Source organism: Brevundimonas sp. NPDC090276 (genome assembly GCF_044772165.1).
Taxonomy (GTDB): domain Bacteria; phylum Pseudomonadota; class Alphaproteobacteria; order Caulobacterales; family Caulobacteraceae; genus Brevundimonas.
Genome location: NZ_JBIVYK010000002.1, coordinates 942,037 through 959,451 on the forward strand (window position 1 = coordinate 942,037; position 17,415 = coordinate 959,451).

At 64.4% G+C, this 17,415-nt stretch carries 16 protein-coding genes and 1 tRNA gene; 5 read left to right on the forward strand and 12 right to left on the reverse strand.

The annotated features are described in order from the left end of the window. The first annotated feature begins 42 nt into the window (after positions 1–42). Both ACIQTU_RS10365 and ACIQTU_RS10370 read left to right on the forward strand, forming a co-directional pair. Positions 43–930, forward strand: coding sequence for a hypothetical protein (locus tag ACIQTU_RS10365; protein WP_400546243.1), 888 nt, complete (start codon positions 43–45; stop codon positions 928–930). Then, positions 923–1,834 (forward strand): nucleotidyl transferase AbiEii/AbiGii toxin family protein, encoded by a 912-nt coding sequence (locus ACIQTU_RS10370; RefSeq protein ID WP_400546246.1) that lies wholly within the window; start codon positions 923–925, stop codon positions 1,832–1,834. Before ACIQTU_RS10365 ends, ACIQTU_RS10370 begins: the two co-directional genes overlap by 8 nt. A gap of 30 nt (positions 1,835–1,864) precedes the next feature. Here ACIQTU_RS10370 and ACIQTU_RS10375 read toward each other — a convergent pair whose 3' ends face one another. The 6 genes from ACIQTU_RS10375 to clpX all read right to left on the reverse strand — a co-directional run bounded on the left by ACIQTU_RS10375 (position 1,865) and on the right by clpX (position 9,122). Next, complete coding sequence (locus ACIQTU_RS10375; RefSeq protein WP_400546249.1) at positions 1,865–2,782, reverse strand: endonuclease/exonuclease/phosphatase family protein; 918 nt, start codon at positions 2,780–2,782, stop codon at positions 1,865–1,867. A gap of 36 nt (positions 2,783–2,818) precedes the next feature. Next, positions 2,819–4,291, reverse strand: coding sequence for a tyrosine-type recombinase/integrase (locus tag ACIQTU_RS10380; protein WP_400546252.1), 1,473 nt, complete (start codon positions 4,289–4,291; stop codon positions 2,819–2,821). 286 nt (positions 4,292–4,577) lie between these two features. Next, positions 4,578–4,654, reverse strand: a tRNA-Val gene (locus tag ACIQTU_RS10385). Positions 4,655–4,695: 41 nt separating this feature from the next. Further along, positions 4,696–4,971, reverse strand: a complete 276-nt coding sequence (locus ACIQTU_RS10390) for an HU family DNA-binding protein (protein WP_400546255.1) — start codon at positions 4,969–4,971, stop codon at positions 4,696–4,698. A gap of 121 nt (positions 4,972–5,092) precedes the next feature. Continuing rightward, complete coding sequence (lon, locus tag ACIQTU_RS10395) at positions 5,093–7,492, reverse strand: endopeptidase La (protein WP_400546258.1); 2,400 nt, start codon at positions 7,490–7,492, stop codon at positions 5,093–5,095. Between the two features lie 361 nt (positions 7,493–7,853). Continuing rightward, complete coding sequence (gene clpX / locus ACIQTU_RS10400; RefSeq protein ID WP_105562269.1) at positions 7,854–9,122, reverse strand: ATP-dependent Clp protease ATP-binding subunit ClpX; 1,269 nt, start codon at positions 9,120–9,122, stop codon at positions 7,854–7,856. A 193-nt stretch (positions 9,123–9,315) separates the two neighbouring features. Here clpX and ACIQTU_RS10405 point away from each other — a divergent pair, with 193 nt between their 5' ends. Beyond that, positions 9,316–9,963 (forward strand): HAD-IB family hydrolase, encoded by a 648-nt coding sequence (locus ACIQTU_RS10405; RefSeq protein WP_400546262.1) that lies wholly within the window; start codon positions 9,316–9,318, stop codon positions 9,961–9,963. A gap of 22 nt (positions 9,964–9,985) precedes the next feature. Here the strand turns inward: ACIQTU_RS10405 and ACIQTU_RS10410 are convergent, their stop codons facing one another. The 4 genes from ACIQTU_RS10410 to tig form a co-directional block, all read right to left on the reverse strand. Then, entirely contained in the window at positions 9,986–10,306 is a 321-nt protein-coding gene (locus ACIQTU_RS10410) for a hypothetical protein (RefSeq protein ID WP_400546265.1), read from the reverse strand. Positions 10,307–10,395: 89 nt separating this feature from the next. Next, complete coding sequence (locus tag ACIQTU_RS10415) at positions 10,396–11,037, reverse strand: ATP-dependent Clp protease proteolytic subunit (protein WP_400546267.1); 642 nt, start codon at positions 11,035–11,037, stop codon at positions 10,396–10,398. Between the two features lie 109 nt (positions 11,038–11,146). Next, positions 11,147–12,082, reverse strand: a complete 936-nt coding sequence (locus tag ACIQTU_RS10420) for a hypothetical protein (protein ID WP_400546270.1) — start codon at positions 12,080–12,082, stop codon at positions 11,147–11,149. A 165-nt stretch (positions 12,083–12,247) separates the two neighbouring features. Then, positions 12,248–13,591: a trigger factor gene (gene tig / locus ACIQTU_RS10425; RefSeq protein ID WP_400546273.1), complete on the reverse strand. Its 1,344-nt coding sequence runs from the start codon at positions 13,589–13,591 to the stop codon at positions 12,248–12,250. Positions 13,592–13,762: 171 nt separating this feature from the next. On the opposite strand from tig, the gene ACIQTU_RS10430 reads away from it, so the two are divergent. Further along, entirely contained in the window at positions 13,763–14,464 is a 702-nt protein-coding gene (locus tag ACIQTU_RS10430) for an MBL fold metallo-hydrolase (RefSeq protein ID WP_400546276.1), read from the forward strand. Position 14,465: 1 nt separating this feature from the next. On the opposite strand, the gene ACIQTU_RS10435 is transcribed toward ACIQTU_RS10430, so the two are convergent. Beyond that, positions 14,466–14,744 (reverse strand): hypothetical protein, encoded by a 279-nt coding sequence (locus ACIQTU_RS10435; RefSeq protein WP_400546279.1) that lies wholly within the window; start codon positions 14,742–14,744, stop codon positions 14,466–14,468. Positions 14,745–14,910: 166 nt separating this feature from the next. Here ACIQTU_RS10435 and ACIQTU_RS10440 point away from each other — a divergent pair, with 166 nt between their 5' ends. After that, entirely contained in the window at positions 14,911–15,141 is a 231-nt protein-coding gene (locus tag ACIQTU_RS10440; protein WP_400546282.1) for a general stress protein, read from the forward strand. Positions 15,142–15,208: 67 nt separating this feature from the next. On the opposite strand, the gene egtB is transcribed toward ACIQTU_RS10440, so the two are convergent. Beyond that, positions 15,209–17,356, reverse strand: a complete 2,148-nt coding sequence (egtB, locus tag ACIQTU_RS10445; protein ID WP_400546285.1) for an ergothioneine biosynthesis protein EgtB — start codon at positions 17,354–17,356, stop codon at positions 15,209–15,211. Positions 17,357–17,415: the final 59 nt, after the last annotated feature.

Consider the following 17,415-nt stretch of genomic DNA (forward strand, 5'->3'; position numbering starts at 1 on the left):
ATTGCCTTATGTCCTTAGGACATAAGGCAATCAGAGCTGGACATGATCTCGTTCACGGATGCAATCGAACAGACTCTGCTCGAGCAGGACGTTCCGCTCGTGACGGACTATGACGTCTTCCTCACGGCCTGGACCCTGTTCGAGGCGCGCCAATACCAAAACACTCAAATCAAGCGACTGCCTAAGGACTGGGACGTCGTGCGAAGCCGGGGAATGATCCGCAAGCTAGTGAACCGTCGCACCCTGGCGCAGGATCAGGATTTCAAATCCGGCGTCTGGCGGCTAGTCCAGTCCACGCGAGCAGCCGATGGTGCAGAAGCAGCCTGCATCGCCGACCCCTTCTGCTACGTCTCCCATCTTTCAGCCATGCAACGCTTCGGTCTGACAGAACGCACCCCTCAGGAACTACATCTGACCCGTCCGGCGCGGACCCAATGGAACAGCTTGCGGGACGCCAAGGTAGCGAGGGAGGTCCCCTCACGCCACGAGGAAGAGGCACGCTCACTACTGCTTCACTTCGGCCTTGGAGACGCACTTAGACGCCGCCCCGTCACAGTTCATGAAACTAAGTACCCAGCCAAAACCACAACGGTGCGAGGACTCAAAACCCGGGTGGCCGAGGTCGGCGCCACCTTTATCGACATGCTGGAAGCTCCGCATCTTTGTGGCGGCATGCAACATGTGCTCGATGTCTGGGAGGCGCATGCGCCCGACTGGCTCGACCGGATCATGGACGCCGCGGACGCTGCCCCCTCCGGAATCGTCAAGGTGCGCGCAGGCTATATCCTGAGCGAACGGATGGGCGTGACATCGACACGTATCGACGCCTGGCGCGCCTTCGCCCAGCGCGGCGGCTCGCGCAAGCTTGACCCCAGCGCCGACTATCGGCCTGTTTTCTCGGAAACCTGGATGATCTCTCTCAATGTCTGACATCGACGCCCCCGAACGCGCACAGGTTGTCGAAATAGACGTCAGGGCCTGGGTCGAGACTGCAGCCCACGACCCGATCGCCTACAGAGATCGGCAGGTCACTGAAATCGTGCTGACAGCCATCGGCGTGGCGCCAAGCCTGAAGGACACCCTCGTCCTGAAGGGCGGCACCCTGATGGCCCTGGCTTTCGACAGCCGGCGACTAACGGCCGACGTCGACTTCACAGCCCTGGTAGGCCCCGAGCGCTTTGACGAACTGCTCAGCGATGAGTTGAACAGGCTCCTACCGCGCACCGCGATTGAATTGGGCTACCTGGACCTGGTCTGCCGGGTTCAGAGCATCCGCAAACTGCCCCGCCCGCAAAACTTCGAAGCCATGAACTTCCCGGCTCTACAGGTGCGGATCGGCTCCGCCCTGAGAAACACGCCTGAAGAACGCCGCCTTGCAGAAGGCCAAGCGCCCCGGGTGATCGACGTGGAGATCAGCTTCCGGGATCAGGTGTACACGACGCAGGACTTGAGCCTGATCGACGCCGGCGTCGCCATTCGCGCCTTCACTATCCACGAACTGATCGCCGAGAAGTTCCGGGCGCTGCTCCAACAACCCATCCGCAATCGGAACCGCCGCCAGGACGTCTATGACATCGCCTATCTTGTCGATGCTCACCCTATGGATGATGCAGACCGCACGACCATCCATCGAATCCTGCTCGAGAAATGCGCCACCCGCGACATTCGACCGGACGCAGGTTCCTTGGAAAATGACGAGGTCGTAGCTCGCGCCGAGGCCGAATGGGACACGCTCCGACTGGAAGTCGCGGATCTCCAGCCATTTGCAGATCGCTTCGCATTGGCGGCCGAACTTTACCGCTCCCTGCCATGGGACATCGCCAACACAAAATGACGTCTTTGGCGATGCCGCCATCGTTAAAGATCAGCGCCGGACCTGCACTGATATCGGACAGTGATCCGAAGGATGCTCCGTCTCCGGCGCACCATAGACGTATTCCTCGAACGAGCCCGGTTCGAGCCGTTCAGCGGCATTCGTCCCGAGCACAATGAAGTCGATGAACTCCCGATATCGCGCCTTGCAATTCGCCTGACGACCTCCGCCCGCGAGGGTCAGGGCGGCGCCGGCCGGTTCTCCGTCATTGATCTCCGCAAGAAAGGCGTCGCCCCGGCTCGCCAGACGTCGGTTCCAGTCACCGAGAACGACGAAGGCTTCTCCCGTCCGGGCGCGATCATCGATCCAGGTTTCCAGCACAGGTCCCTGCTCGAAGAGCACCGGGCAATCCGGATCGGTCGGTGCACGGCCAGAGTTGCATCCCGATTTCAGGTGTACGGCGAGGAGGCGGAGCGGCCGTCCTCGCGTCACAGTGACATCCACACCCCAACGGAGGTTGGGATTGCCCAGGGCGAGAGCAGAGAGGTCCGCATTGCGCGACCAGACGACGCCCTTTCGGATAGCGAAACCTACGGCCTGGTTCTGGATGTGACGGCCTGACAGCCCACGGCATTCAGGGCCCCGCACGCTCTCGGGCCGCGTCGACATGACGACTTCATACTTTGCGGGATCGAAGACCCGTTCCGCCGCCGCCCGGTTCTCCACCTCCTGGAAGGCGATCACATCGGCGCCGAGCGCATCGGCGTGGCGGCGAAGAAGCGCATAGTCCGCCTCCTCCCGGGGACGACACCCCTGCCCGTCCCGGGCGGCCAGATGCTCCAGATTCCAGCTGGCGACCTTGAGCGGCGTCTCAGACGTAGAGACAGGCAAGGTCCCCGCGCAACCTGACAGGAGAGCGGCGGCGGCGATTGAGGCGAACAAGCGTTGCATCAGGCGGTGGTAGCGCACCTGAAGCTTGGTGCAAGGCGCCCACTTCGTCCAAGGCTAACGGAAGCCGGTCACCCAGGCCTCCACGCCTCCCTTGGAGCCCGAGATCGCAAGCTCCATCCCGCCCCGTGCGAGAATGTCCAGATGGCTGCCGGCGGTTTCGGAGCGACGTGAAAGCTCCATGCACAGACCCAGGACGGCGCCATGCAGGTTTCCCGCCGCGCACAGGGCCATCGCGCGCGCCTTGGCGGCTTCAACATAGGCCGCCAGCACCTGAGACGATTCAGGTCCTTCCGTCCCCTCACCCGCATAGACCTCGGCGCCAGACCCCTTCGGCGACGCCTCCCCGCACAGATGGTTCGCCCAGACTTCAAGCGCCTTACACTTTTCCGGCACATAGGTATGACGGTCATAGACCCCCGTGACCGCAGCGCCCTCCTTGGGCGTATGTCCAAGCACCAGGCCCACGATGAGGCGCGAGAAGCCGTAGCGCCCGGTCAGGGTTGTCGCCCCTGACCGCCTGACGTCATGGGGCGACCCCAGCGGCAGACCCTTTCGCTCGCACGTCCTGGCGATCGCCCGGGTGATGGCGTGAGGGTCGAGGTGCTGGTCAGGCGAACGCGGCGATGGGAAGAGGAAGGGACTGTCCGGATCCAGACCCCAGGCCATTTCGATCACTTCGAGGCACCGCGCGCCCAAGGGCACGACATGCGGATGCCTCGCCTTGCTTCGCTCGGACGGGATGATCCAGAGACCCGCCGCCCGATCCACTTCCGCCTTGCGCGCACCCGCGATCTCGGTGCGACGCGTCAGGGTCAGCATCAGAAGCTGGATCGCCAATCCCATAACAGGCTCCAGCCGGGCCTGACCGCCCCCCTCTCCGGGCACCCTCGGCAGGGAGGCCTCGATCGCGACGTTGCGAATAGTCTTGAGCCCTGCATCATCGAACATCCGCTCGCGCGATGTCAGGGCCAAGGGTCGGGAGAGCCCGGTCACCGGGTTGATCTCGATACGCTCTTCCTGAACCATGAAGGCCTTGATCTCGGCCCGTCGGATATCGACGAACGGTCGGCCGCCCAACGGCTCCCGCACATGCAGCTTCCACGTGTTTCTCTCCCTCTGGATGGAGATCGCCCGCTTGGGGCGACGCCGTCCTCCATGCAGCCCTACGGCCGCAGCCGCCCAATAGGCCTCCGCCAGGTCATTGAGGGTTTCGCCTGTCCGCAGTCGGTCCCGCGTCTGCGCCCGTTCGCCAACCGGATCTGCCCCTTCCAGGACGGTCATTCGGGAAGCGTTCGCGGCGATCCTCGCCTTGGCGAGGGTCAGACCAGGGTAGGCGCCGAGAACGAGACGTCGTCGAACGCCGCCGGCGGTCACATAGCGATACTCGAACTGACGCGAACCACTGGGAAAGACCCGAAGCGCCAGGCCCCGGCTCCCGCTGACCTTTCGCTCGTACGCCTTCGCGGCCGGCTTCAATGCAGAAATCTGCCGATCCGTCGTGAGCTCTCCCGCCACGCCGACCTCCAAAATCCGATCATTCGCAAATCAACGACATCCGGATTCTAGCACGCCGGGCATGCGGCGGGCGGCAGGCCAGTCTCAGTCACGTCGCTCACCCGGCCGAACGCCTCGTAAGAAACCACCTGAAAAGGCCTGAAACAGCATTCCGCGGCCATCTGCCGCGCGCCTCTGCTGAGGGGCTTGTTTCGTCAATTCTGCCCCACTGGCGCCCCACTAACTCAAAAAGAGAAGAAAAACGCTCTGCATACGGAGGATTGAGAAATTGTAATTATATGATTTTATTGGATAATTTTGGTAGGCGGCGACGGGTTCGAACCGCCGACCCTCTCGGTGTAAACGAGATGCTCTGACCAGCTGAGCTAGCCGCCCTCATGACGTGTGCGTCAGGCGGGCTTCATGCCCGTCTCTGGTCAGCCGTTCAAGGCGCTTTTCAATCCTTCCCCAACCCTGAAGCGAGCAGTTCGCGAGGCCGGGCGGGCGATGGCCTCGCCGGTCTGCGGATTGCGAGCTGTCCCGGCCTTGCGCTCGACGGCGATGAAACTGCCGAAACCGACCAGGCGCACGTCGCGGCCACGCGTCAGCGAAGCAGTCACGTTGTCGGTGAAGGCTTCCAGCGCCAGCCTGGCCTGGTCGCGGCTGATGCCCGCCGCCTCAGCCATGACGCCGATCAGCTCGGTCTTGTTCATTGGTTCTGCTCCCCAGCAAAATTCCCCGAGGCGCACTTAAGGCCTTCCTGACGCGAAGGTCAAAAGCAACGCGGCCCAGGTTGCCCCGAGCCGCGCGCTGTCGATCAGATTGTCGTCGGCCCTAGTGGCTGACAGCGGCGCCGTCCGGCGTCGAAGGAGCCTGCGGCGCGGGCAGCAGCGGCTCGGCCGCCTCATCCCACTCCACCGGCGTCAGCGTGCCGGTCAGGGCCCACTTCAGCGCTTCGTCGGCGGTCGAGATGGGCACGATCTCCAGCGCCGACTTCACGTTCTCCGGCACGTCCTCCAGATCCTTCTCATTCTCCTGAGGGATCAGCACCGTCTTCACGCCGGAACGCAGAGCGGCCAGCAGCTTTTCCTTCAGGCCGCCGATGGCGGTGACGCGGCCGCGCAGAGTGATCTCGCCGGTCATGGCGATGTCCTTGCGGATCGGAATGCCCGTCAAGACCGAAACCATGGCCACGGTCATGGCCACACCGGCAGAGGGGCCGTCCTTGGGCGTGGCGCCGTCCGGCACGTGGACGTGAATGTCGGTCTTCTCGAACACCGGCGGCTTGACGCCAAAGGCCAGCGAGCGGCTGCGAACATAGGAGGCGGCGGCGGAGATCGACTCCTTCATCACCTCCTTCAGGTTGCCGGTCACGGTCATGCGGCCGCGGCCCGGCATCTTGATCGCCTCGATGGTCAGGATATCGCCGCCGAACTCGGTCCAGGCCAGACCAGTGACGATGCCGACCTGATCCTCGGCGTCCGTCTCGCCATAGCGGAACTTCTTCACGCCCGCGTATTCGGCCAGCTTGGCCGCATCAACGGTGATCGAGGCGGCCTTGGTCTTGGCCATCTCGCGCACGGCCTTGCGGGCCAGACCGCCCAGGGCGCGCTCGAGCGAACGCACGCCGGCTTCACGGGTGTAGTAGCGGATCAGCTCGCGGATCGTCTCTTCCGGGACGATCAACTCGCCTTCCTTCAGGCCGTGGTCCTTGAGCTGCTTAGGCAGGACGTGGCGCTTGGCGATCTCGACCTTCTCGTCCTCGGTGTAGCCGCTGACCCGGATGATCTCCATCCGGTCCATCAGGGGCTGAGGCATGTTCAGGCTGTTGGCCGTGGTCACGAACATGACCTGCGACAGGTCGTAGTCGACCTCCAGATAGTGGTCGCCGAAGGTTGAGTTCTGAGCCGGGTCCAGCACCTCCAGCAGGGCCGACGACGGGTCGCCGCGCCAGTCGGAGCCCAGCTTGTCGATCTCGTCCAGCAGGACGAAGGCGTTGGTCGTCTTCGCCTTCTTCATCGACTGGATGATCTTGCCGGGCATGGAGCCGATGTAGGTCCGGCGGTGGCCGCGGATCTCGCTTTCGTCACGCACGCCGCCCAGCGACATGCGGACGTATTCACGCCCCGTCGCCTTGGCGATGGATTGCGCCAGCGAGGTCTTGCCGACGCCGGGAGGGCCGACCAGGCACAGGATCGGACCCTTCAGGCTGCCGGTGCGGGCCTGGACGGCCAAATACTCGATGATCCGTTCCTTGACCTTCTCGAGGCCGTAGTGGTCCTCCTCAAGGATGTCCTCGGCCTTCTGCAGGTCGATGGGCTTGGTCTTGGCCTTGCCCCACGGCACAGACAGCAGCCAGTCGAGGTAGTTGCGCACCACGGTCGATTCCGCCGACATCGGCGACATGTTGCGCAGCTTCTTCAGCTCCGCCTCAGCCTTGGCACGCGCTTCCTTGGACAGCTTGGTCTTGCGGATGCGTTTTTCGAGTTCCAGCAGTTCGTCGCGCGTGTCGTCGGTCTCGCCCAACTCGCGCTGGATCGCCTTCATCTGCTCGTTCAGATAATACTCGCGCTGGGTCTTCTCCATCTGGCGCTTCACGCGCGAGCGGATCTTCTTCTCGACCTGAAGGACGCTGATCTCGCCCTCCATCAGGCCATAGACCTTCTCCAGGCGCGCCGGCACGGCGATGGTTTCCAGCAGCCCCTGTTTGTCGATGATCTTCACCGACAGGTGCGCGGCCACACTGTCCGCCAGCTTGGACGGATCGCTGATCTGGGGGATGGAGCTGAGGGCCTCGGGCGGGACCTTCTTGTTCAGCTTCACATAGTTTTCGAACTGCTCGATCACCGCGCGCAGCAGGGCTTCGCTCTGCGAGGCGTCGCCTTCCTCGTCCGCGATCTCGGCGGCCTCGGCCTCATAGTAATCCTCGCGGTCCGTGAAGCGCATCAGGTGGGCGCGGCCCTTGCCCTCGACCAGCACCTTCACAGTGCCGTCAGGCAGCTTCAGCAGTTGCAGGACGGTGGCCAGCACGCCGGTCTGATAGATGGCGTCGGGTGCGGGATCGTCGTCGACGGAGTTCTTCTGGGTGGCGAGCAGGATCTGCTTGTCGCCCTTCATGATCTCGTCGAGCGCCCGCACGGACTTCTCGCGGCCGACAAACAGCGGCACGACCATGTGCGGAAAGACGACGATGTCTCTCAGCGGCAGGACGGGGAGGATTTTGCTCTCGGTCATGATGCGTACTTTCCAGGGCCTTCGGAGATCTCCGGCCCGCCGCCCTGAAACGCCAGGGCGCGAATGCCCGGACTCCCCAAAACGACCCGCCGATTCCGGCGGCTTTCGTGTGAGTATGTGGTTCGTGTGACGCCGGGTTCAAGCGTGGCGGGCGGATGGCCCACAGAAGCGTGTTTCAGCGGCCACGCTGGACGACCTGTTCGCATCACGCCTCCCTCAAGGCCGGTTCGTGCCCGGCCGGCGTTCTGCAAAGAAATCCCGCCCCGGACCGTCTGTGGCGCCGGGGCCGCAGATCGGACTGGAAAGAAAAAGGGGGCGGGCCGTCGCCGGCGCCGCCCCCTTCCGGCTTGATGTCGACCGATCAGGCGGCGCCGTCGGCCTTCTTCTTGGAGGCTTCCGAGTAGATCAGCAGCGGCTGGGCGCGGCCCTCGATCACCTCGGCGTTGACTACGACTTCCTCCACCCCTTCGAAGGTCGGCAGTTCGAACATGGTCTCCAGCAGGATGCCTTCCAGGATGGAACGCAGGCCGCGCGCGCCGGTCTTGCGGGTGATCGCCTTCTTGGCCACCGCCGACAGGGCGTCGTCGGTGAAGGTCAGCGTCACGTTCTCCATCTCGAACAGGCGCTTGTACTGCTTGACCAGGGCGTTCTTCGGCTCGGTCAGGATGGTGACCAGCGCCGCCTCGTCCAGGTCTTCCAGGGTCGCCAGAACCGGCAGACGGCCGATGAACTCGGGGATCAGACCGAAGCGCATCAGGTCGTCCGGCTCGACGCCCTTGAGGATGTCGCCGGTGCGGCGCTCGTCGATTTCCTTGACCTTGGCGCCGAAGCCGATCGAGGCACCTGCCCCACGGGCCGAGATCACCTTTTCAAGGCCAGCGAAGGCGCCGCCGACGATGAACAGGATGTTGGCGGTGTCGACCTGCAGGAACTCCTGCTGCGGATGCTTGCGGCCGCCTTGCGGAGGCACGGAAGCGACGGTGCCTTCCATGATCTTCAGCAGGGCCTGCTGCACGCCTTCGCCCGACACGTCGCGGGTGATCGAGGGGTTGTCCGACTTGCGCGAGATCTTGTCGATTTCATCGATGTAGACGATGCCGCGCTGGGCCCGCTCGACGTTGTAGTCCGAGGCCTGAAGCAGCTTCAGGATGATGTTCTCGACATCCTCGCCCACGTAACCGGCTTCGGTCAGGGTCGTGGCGTCGGCCATGGTGAACGGCACGTCGATGATGCGCGCCAGCGTCTGAGCCAGCAGCGTCTTGCCCGAGCCGGTCGGCCCGATCAGCATGATGTTCGACTTGGCCAGCTCGACGTCGTTGTTCTTCGTCGCGTGGTTCAGGCGCTTGTAGTGGTTGTGGACGGCGACGCTCAGCACCTTCTTGGCGTGGCTCTGGCCGATCACATAGTCGTCCAGGACGTCGCGGATCTCCTTCGGAGTCGGCACGCCGTCCTTGGTCGTCTTGAAGGCGATCTTGTGCTCTTCGCGGATGATATCCATGCACAGCTCGACGCATTCATCACAGATGAACACCGTCGGTCCGGCGATGAGCTTGCGCACTTCGTGCTGGCTCTTTCCGCAGAACGAGCAGTAGAGCGTGCTTTTGGCGTCTGTGCCGGCGGCTTTGGTCATAGACCCTTCTCACTCCCGCGATCCGGCCCGACATGGGACGAAAGGCGCTTCCTTCGCATTCGATCCGTGAATCTACGCGCGAAGGTCTTCAAAAAATGACAATCACCCATCACACGTTCCGCCACAAGCCTGTTGCGACGCGACAACGCACGAACAGGCAGGTGAATGACAGTTTCTATGGGGATCACGGCTAATGTCTGACATGGGCGCCGCACATTCGTTTCGCCAGTCCCCCGTCGGGGACCGTCCGATCGTCGCTTTCGACTTCGACGGCACCCTGACGATTCGCGACAGCTTCACCGCCTTCCTTCGCTGGCGGGCCGGCGCGGCGGGTTGGGCGATCGGTCTGGCCAGGATGGCGCCCGCGCTGGCGGCCTATGTCGGCGACCGCGACCGGGGGCGGATCAAGGCGGCGTCGGTGCGCGAATTCCTGCTAGGAATGGAGCGCCGGGCGCTGGAGGCCGAGGCCGAGCGTTACGCCGATCAGGTCTGGGACCGTTTCATGCGTCCCGACGCCCTCGCCTGCTGGGAGGCCTGGGGCGAGAAAGGCGCGCACCGCGTCATCGTCACCGCCTCGCCGGAAACGACCGTTGCCCCCTTCGCCCGCCGTCTGGGGGCCGAGGGCCTTCTGGGCACGCAGTTGATGTTCGATGCCCAGGACCGCGTCACCGGCGCCTTTGCCGGCGAGAACTGCCGGGGCGAGGAAAAGGTGCGCCGCCTCCGCGCTGCCTATGGCGAGGATATGAAGCTGGCCGCCGCCTACGGCGACACCACGGGCGACACCGAAATGATCGCCATCGCCGAGGAAAAGGGCTTCCGGGTCTTCACCGGCCGCCCCTGAGAGGCGCGCGCTGCGCCGGCGGTCAGTGGCCGTCGGCGTCCACGTCAAAGACCATGGGCTTGCCGCGCGAAGTCGGGTTCCAACCGGCTTCTGTCGCCGAGATCACGGCGTTGCGAACCGCATCCACGTTGACCCGCTGCTTCTCAACGTCCGGCCGGCCGTTGGGGCGCAGCGGCGGCGGGAACTGGATGATGGCTTCGCGCTTGAAGTCGACCAGGCACAGGGTTACCGCCATGCCTTCCCACTTCCCGCCCGACTTGGGCTGAGGTTGGCGGCGGATCTCCCACTCATAGATTTCGCCGTCGACTTCGACGGTGCCTTTGGAATCGCGCGTGTACTGCATGGCCGCCTGATAGCACGGGCCGCAAAACGATTCGAGGCGGAGCCCGTCGCCGGACCCCGCCTCGCTATCTCAGGACCTGAAGCTCAGGCTTAGGGGGCCTTGACGCCGTCGGCCTCGGCCTCGGCGCGCTTGTCGTAGACGTGGTCGACGATGCCCCAGGCCTTGGCTTCCTCGGCGGTCATGAAGTGGTCGCGGTCCAGGGTGCGCTCGACTTCCTCATAGGTCCGCCCCGTGTGGTGGACGTAGATTTCGTTCAGGCGACGCTTGGTGGCGATGATGTCCTCGGCATGGCGCTCGATGTCCGAGGCCGTGCCGCGGAAGCCGCCCGAGGGCTGGTGCACCATGACACGGGCGTTCGGCAGGGCAATGCGCTGACCGGCTTCACCGGCGGTCAGGATCAGCGAACCGGCCGAGGCGGCCATGCCCATGACCACGGTCGAGACCGGCGACTTGATGTATTGCATGGTGTCGTAGATCGCGAGCGCCGAGGTCACCTGACCGCCGGGGCTGTTGATGTACATGCTGATTTCCTTTTTCGGGTTTTCCGATTCCAAGAACAGCAGTTGGGCGCAGATCAGCGAGGCCATGCCGTCCTCGAACGGACCGGTCAGGAAGATGATCCGCTCGCGCAGCAGGCGCGAAAAGATGTCGAACGACCGTTCGCCGCGGCTGGATTGCTCCACCACCATCGGCACCAGGTTGTTGGAGATGTAGTCGATCGGATCGCGCATAAAGGCCTTCTCGAATGCTGGCAGCCCGACTCACCGTTCGGGCAGCTTCGCTCAAGATATCGCGTCGCCAAGCCGATCACGCAAGGCGTTGCGGCGAGGATCCTTGCAGCTACGGCTCCAGATCAGCTTTCCGTCGGTCCTCCCGCTCAGCACGAATCATGCTCCGGGCCATGGCAGCCGCCTGATCCAATCGGTCTATCCGTTCAGGATAGGCGTCATACAACGATGACAGATATGCCCTGTCCCATCCCGTAAGCCCCGAAACAGTCGAGGGATTGTCGAAAAGATTGAGAATGGTTTGGAACCCGCGCGTATCACCGTCAGGATCAACCTGCAGGAGCGAGACCAGCGCGATGTAATCGCCCAACTGAGGAAGGGTAGCTCCTTCCAGCCTGTTCACGTCCACAATGATGATCGCCTTGTTGAGGACATCAGCAATGGGCCGCCCTGCGTTGACCAGCCCTTCGCCCGGCACAAAAATCGGTCCCGAGTCACCCGGCATCCGGATCGCCCGCTCGCCTGTCGCGCCGACGACCGGCATGCTGACATGCCACCAGCGAACAGGACGATCTGATGTCTGAAAATCAGCGAGGGCGCGCTTGCCGCGATCCATCCCGCCAATACCGGAATGCAACGCACGACCACTCCGCTCCACCAGGCCGGCGGCCAACCCATCAGCGTCATCGGTAAACGTGACAATGATATTTGGCGCGCATCCGGGCTCCCCCACCGGCAAACCCACCTCCATCGCCTGACGTGAGATGTGATCGACCAGCGCTTGGCCGATCTGGTTGCTGATGTTCACGACCCCGATGCAGACGCTCCCCCTCCATCGCGCCAAGCCGCGTTGCGCCACGGGAGCCGCTACTTCACCCGCAAAAGCCCAGGCTTGATCCTGAATGCTGCGGCCATCGACAAAAACATCATCGACCTGCGTGGCTTGGTCGGACTGGGCGTCGGCTTGCGCGACTTCGATCTGGGAAGGCGACGCTTGAGCCCCCCCGATCAACACAGAGGCGCCCATGATGAATGCGACTATGGACATCGTCACCACCTTTGCCGCGCGACGGGACGCCAACCCGCCCCACGCCAAAGATCACCGATATCAGAACGGCGCATTTGAATCCACGCCCCCAAAGAAAACGGGCGGTTCCCTCAGAGAGAACCGCCCGTCCAGCATCCCTAGGCCAACCTTGGCCTGAGTTCGAAGTTAGCCTTCGTCTTCTTCTTTCAGCAGCTCTTCTTTCGAGATCGGCGTGTCGGTGACGTCGGCGACGCCGACGATCAGGTCGACGACCTTCTCTTCATAGATCGGCGCGCGCAGCTGAGCGGCGGCGTTCGGGTTCTGGCGGTAGAAGTCCAGAACCATCTTCTCCTGGCCCGGGTAGTTGCGGGCTTCGGCCATGATGGCGCCCGACAGTTCCTGGTCCGTCACGCCGACGTTGTTGGCGCGGCCGATCTCGGCCAGCACCAGACCCAGGCGCACGCGGCGCTCGGCGATCTTCTTGTACTCGGCCTTCAGTTCGTCTTCCGATTTCTTGGCGTCCTCTTCCGGCAGACGGCCGGCGTCCTTGTCAGCCGACACCTGGGCCCAGATGCCTTCGAACTCGGCTTCCACCATCTTCGGCGGCAGGGCGAAGTCGTGGGCTTCGTCCAGTTGGTCCAGCAGGGCGCGCTTCAGCTTGAAGCGGGCGGCGCCGGCGTACTGCTGATCCAGGTTGGCCTTCAGCAGCTCTTTCAGCTTGTCCAGCGACTCGAGGCCGATGCGGGTGGCGAACTCGTCGTCGATCTTGGCTTCGGCCTCGGCCTTGATGGCCTTGACCTTGACGTCGAACGTGGCGGCTTTGCCGGCCAGGTTCTTGGCTTGGTATTCTTCCGGGAAGGTGACCTCGATGGTCTTCTCTTCGCCGACCTTGGCGCCCTTGAGCTGCTCTTCGAAGCCCGGGATGAAGCGGTTGGAGCCGATCACCAGGTCGGCGTCCTCGGCCGAACCGCCTTCGAACACTTCACCGTCCAGCTTGCCGACGAAGTCGATGGTCAGCTGGTCGCCTTCAGCGGCCTTGACCGACTTGCCGGTCTTGTCCTCGTAGGACTTGGCCTGCGAGGCCAGTTCCTTCAGGGCTTCGTCCAGGTCCTCGTCCGAAGCGGTGTAGGTCGGGCGCTCCAGCTTCAGGGTCTTGGGGTCGACCGGGGTGAAGTCGGGCATGACTTCCAGCGACATTTCATAGGCCAGGTCTTCCTGACCGGCGATGACCTTGTCCATGTCCGAGACCAGCTTCATCTCGGCCGGGGCGGCCGGACGGATCTTGGCTTCATCCAAGGCCTTCTGGCTGGTTTCGTTCAGCGAGGCGTTGATGATTTCGCCCATGAAGTCACGGCCGAAGGTCTTCTTGACGTGCGCGGCCGGCACCTTGCCCGGACGGAAGCCCTTGAGCTTCATCTGCGGCGCGACTTCCTTGATGCGCGCTTCGAGCTTTTCGTTCAGCTCGGCGACGGGGATGGTCACCGCGATCACGCGGCTGAGGCCTTCGTTCGACTTTTCGACGACTTGCATGGTCGGGATTCTGACGCTCTGTGGCGACGCCGAACGGCGCGCGCGGTGGATAAAGCAATAGGGCCGCCCTTTTGGAGCGGCGCCTCGAAGCCCGCCCTTATGTCGAGAAGGGGCCGAAAGGTCAACGCGCGCGGGTTCCTTTGCCGTTCAGCCGTCGCTATCTGGATGACCATGAGCCAGAACTCCGCCCCCATCGGCGTCTTCATCACGCCCGTCACGCCGCTGCAGCAGAACTGCACCACCGTCTGGTGCACGAGAACGAACAAGGCCGCCGTCATTGACCCGGGCGGTTCGGTGGATGCGATTCTGGGCGAGATCGGGCGACGCGGCCTGACGCTGGACGCCATCTGGATCACCCACGGCCACCTCGACCACGCCGGCGCCGCCGCCGAGATGCAGGAGAAGTCTGGCGTCGACATCATCGGCCCCCAGGCCGAGGACCAGTTCTGGATCGACCTGATTCCCACACAGGGTCAGAAGTACGGCCTACCCGACGTGCGCAGCTTCACCCCGACGCGCTTCCTGAACGACGGCGACGTTCTGACGCTGGGCGAGACGACCTGGGAGGTTGTCCACTGTCCCGGCCACACGCCCGGCCACGTCGTCTTCTTCAACCGCGAGGCCCGCTTCGCCCAGGTCGGCGACGTCCTGTTCCAGGGTTCGATCGGCCGCACCGACTTTCCGCGCAGCGACCACGGCGCCCTGCTGCACGCCATCACGCAGAAGCTGTGGCCCCTGGGCGACGACGTGACCTTCGTCCCCGGTCACGGCCCCCACTCCACCTTCGGGGCCGAGCGACGCACCAACCCCTACGTCTCCGATCAGGCCATGTCGCGAGCGCCCATCGCCCGCCCCGCGACTGGCCCGTCCTGAGCTAGCGCGCAGCCAGCAGACCAAGGATCACACCGATCCCCAAGGCATAGAGAGTCGCGCGCATTGGCTCGTCGCGGATGGCGTCGCGAGCCCGATTGACGCGCCGCTCGGCCCAGACGCGCGCCTCGGCCACGTCCTCCCGCATCGCCACATGCAACGGCCGCGGCGTCTCGCCGCGCACCAGAATGGCGTCGGCCTCCTCTTCCAGCGCCTGCGAGCGATAGGAACTGCCGTTGACGATGTCTTCCGGCGAGGGCGTCGGCGCATAGGGATCAGGCATATGTCACGTCCTTTCAGGGATGGCCGATCAACCCGTCGCGCCCTGCGGGGTTCCGACCTCGCCGCTCGCGCCAGTTCGGCGAACGAGGAAATCATCCTTCCCCGGAACCTAGACCTTCCGACCGGGTTCATCAGCCAAGCGCCGCCGTCTTAGAAAGGAACAGCCGATGGCCGAAGGTCAGCCTACCCGCGGGTCGGGTGTTTCCAAGCGAGGCTTCGCCTCCATGGATCCCGAACGTCAGCGCGAGATCGCCCGCAAGGGCGGGGCCAGCGTGCCCAGCGAGAAGCGCAGCTTCTCCCAGGACCGCAGCCTCGCCGCCCAGGCCGGCCGCAAAGGCGGCGAAGCCTCGCACGGCTCTCGCAACAAGACAGACAGCGACACCCCCTCCAAGGGCTAGGCTCGTCTGCATCAGCATCAAGGCGGCGCAGCCCTTCGGCGCGCCGCCTTTTTGCTGCGCCAAAGGATCAGGCCACCAGCAGGGCCAAACCGACCGACGGGTCAGGCCCGACCTCGAACGCCTCCAGTCCCCATCCCGCCGCCTGCGCGAGCGCCTTCACGGACGCCTCATCGAACTTGCGAGAACTTTCAGTATGAATCGTCTCGCCCTCCGAAAAGCGGAAGGCCAGTTTGCCCAGATGCACCGTCATCGGGCGCGTCGCGCGCAGATGCATCTCCATCCGTGAATGCTCGGCGTTCCACAGGGCCACGTGGTCAAAGGTCTCCAACTCGAAATCCATGCCCAGGTCGCGATTGGCCCGCGTCAGCAGATTGCGGTTGAAGGCCGCCGTCACGCCCTGGGCGTCGTCATAAGCCGCGACCAGAACCTCGGGCGATTTCACCAGGTCGACGCCCAGAATGAACAGACTCCCCTCGCCCAGCACCTGCCGCGACGACCGCAGCAGGGCCACCGCCGCCTCGGGCGTCAGATTGCCGATGGTCGAACCGGGGAAGAAGCCAATCCGTCGTCCCGACCCCGCCTCGACCGGCGGCGGCGCCAGATGCTCGAAATCCCCAACCACCGGCAAGACCTTCAGACCCGGATAGTCGGCGCCGATACGCACGGCCGCCTCGCTCAACGCGGTCGGGCTGATGTCGATGGGGACGTAGGCCGCCAGATCCCGCGCCGCGTCCAGCACGATACGCGTCTTCTCGCTGGCCCCTGACCCCAACTCCACCAGCACCGCCCCCGGCCCGAACCGCACGGCCCACTCGGGCGCAACACGCCGCAGCAGCGCCGCCTCCTGCCGCGTCGGATAATACTCGGGCAGGCGGGTGATCTCCTCGAACAGCCGCGACCCCTCGGCGTCATAGAACCACTTGGGCGGCAAGGCCTTCACCCGGCGCGACAGGCCGTCGATCATGTCCTGACGAAAGGCGTCGTGCGCCCCCGCCTCCTCGATCTGGCCACCGTCCGCCGCCAGTCGAACGCCTGCGAACATCCAGCGCTGATGCGGATAATAGAAGTTGCGATAGCTGGGCCGCGCATGGCCCTCAGGCGTGGCGAAGGCCCCGCCGCGCAGAACCATCTGATTAGCCATGAACTTGCCGTTGTATTCCGCCGCCGTCCCCTCGGTCGGACGGAACCCAGGATAGGGGGCGTATGGGCTGGCGGTCCACTGCCAAACCTCGCCCGTCAGGTTCGAGAAGGCCGCCGGATCAAGCCGCGCCGCCTGTTCCCACTCCGCCTCGGTCGGCAACCGCCGTCCCGACCACCGGGCGAAGGCCTCAGCCTCATAGAAGCTGACGTGGCGCACCGGCGCCGCGGGATCAACGGGACGCCGCCCAGCCAGGGTCATGACGCTCCACCCCGCCGCCTCCTCGCGCCAGTAAAGCGGCGCGGTCCAGCCCTCGGCCTTCACCCGCGCCCAGCCGTCCGACAGCCAGAACTCAGGCCGCCGATAGCCGTCGTCGTCGATAAACTCGATCCAGTCGGCATTGGTCGTCAGGTCGGCGGCCAGCGAGAACGGCTCCAGCCAGACCCTGTGCGCCGGTCGCTCGTTGTCGAAGGCGAAGCCGTCCTCACCTGCGCCGATCTCCGTCAGGCCGCCCTCGAACGAGACCCAGCCCTCCCGGCGCTCCTGTCGCGGCGCGCCACGCGGGTCCGCCTCATAGGCCGCCGGATCCAGCTGTGAACACGCCATCAGGTTCAGCAGGTCCATCAGGAACAGCTCCTGATGCTGCTGCTCGTGGTTCAGACCCAACGCGAAAAGATAGCGCTCCAGCCCCTCACCCAGCCCCTCGGCCAGCCGCACCTCCATGCGGCGATCTATTTCGGCGCGGTAGGCCATCACCTCGGCCAGCGACGGCCGCGTCATCAAACCTCGTTCGCTCCGCTCGACGCGTTCGCCCAGCGCCTCGTAATAGGAGTTGAACAGCGGGTTGAACCGCGCGTCGACCGGCCGATAGCCGGGCTGCGCCGCCAGGATCATCGTCTCGAAGAACCAGCTGACATGGCCCAGATGCCACTTGCCCGGGCTCGCGTCCGGCATGGACTGGGCGGCCAGGTCCTCCGCCGACAGCCCTCGGGCCAGCGAGGGCATACGGGCCCGCAACCGCCGATAAACTTCGACATCCGTCTCGATGATCGTCGACGCCCGAACGGCTTGGGTCATTGATCTCTCTGAGGACCGCCATCGCCAGTCCTGATCAATGCCGGCTGGCGCAAGCCGGT

Excerpts from the sequence above, each read along its gene's own strand:
- ACIQTU_RS10365 (WP_400546243.1), top strand. The coding sequence starts at position 43 with ATGATCTCGTTCACGGATGCAATCGAACAGACTCTGCTCGAGCAGGAC.
- ACIQTU_RS10370 (WP_400546246.1), top strand. The coding sequence starts at position 923 with ATGTCTGACATCGACGCCCCCGAACGCGCACAGGTTGTCGAAATAGAC.
- ACIQTU_RS10390 (WP_400546255.1), bottom strand. The coding sequence starts at position 4,971 with ATGAACAAGACCGAGCTGATCGGCGTCATGGCTGAGGCGGCGGGCATC.
- lon (WP_400546258.1), bottom strand. The coding sequence starts at position 7,492 with ATGACCGAGAGCAAAATCCTCCCCGTCCTGCCGCTGAGAGACATCGTC.
- clpX (WP_105562269.1), bottom strand. The coding sequence starts at position 9,122 with ATGACCAAAGCCGCCGGCACAGACGCCAAAAGCACGCTCTACTGCTCG.
- ACIQTU_RS10405 (WP_400546262.1), top strand. The coding sequence starts at position 9,316 with ATGTCTGACATGGGCGCCGCACATTCGTTTCGCCAGTCCCCCGTCGGG.
- ACIQTU_RS10410 (WP_400546265.1), bottom strand. The coding sequence starts at position 10,306 with ATGCAGTACACGCGCGATTCCAAAGGCACCGTCGAAGTCGACGGCGAA.
- ACIQTU_RS10415 (WP_400546267.1), bottom strand. The coding sequence starts at position 11,037 with ATGCGCGATCCGATCGACTACATCTCCAACAACCTGGTGCCGATGGTG.
- ACIQTU_RS10420 (WP_400546270.1), bottom strand. The coding sequence starts at position 12,082 with ATGTCCATAGTCGCATTCATCATGGGCGCCTCTGTGTTGATCGGGGGG.
- tig (WP_400546273.1), bottom strand. The coding sequence starts at position 13,591 with ATGCAAGTCGTCGAAAAGTCGAACGAAGGCCTCAGCCGCGTGATCGCG.
- ACIQTU_RS10430 (WP_400546276.1), top strand. The coding sequence starts at position 13,763 with ATGAGCCAGAACTCCGCCCCCATCGGCGTCTTCATCACGCCCGTCACG.
- ACIQTU_RS10435 (WP_400546279.1), bottom strand. The coding sequence starts at position 14,744 with ATGCCTGATCCCTATGCGCCGACGCCCTCGCCGGAAGACATCGTCAAC.
- ACIQTU_RS10440 (WP_400546282.1), top strand. The coding sequence starts at position 14,911 with ATGGCCGAAGGTCAGCCTACCCGCGGGTCGGGTGTTTCCAAGCGAGGC.
- egtB (WP_400546285.1), bottom strand. The coding sequence starts at position 17,356 with ATGACCCAAGCCGTTCGGGCGTCGACGATCATCGAGACGGATGTCGAA.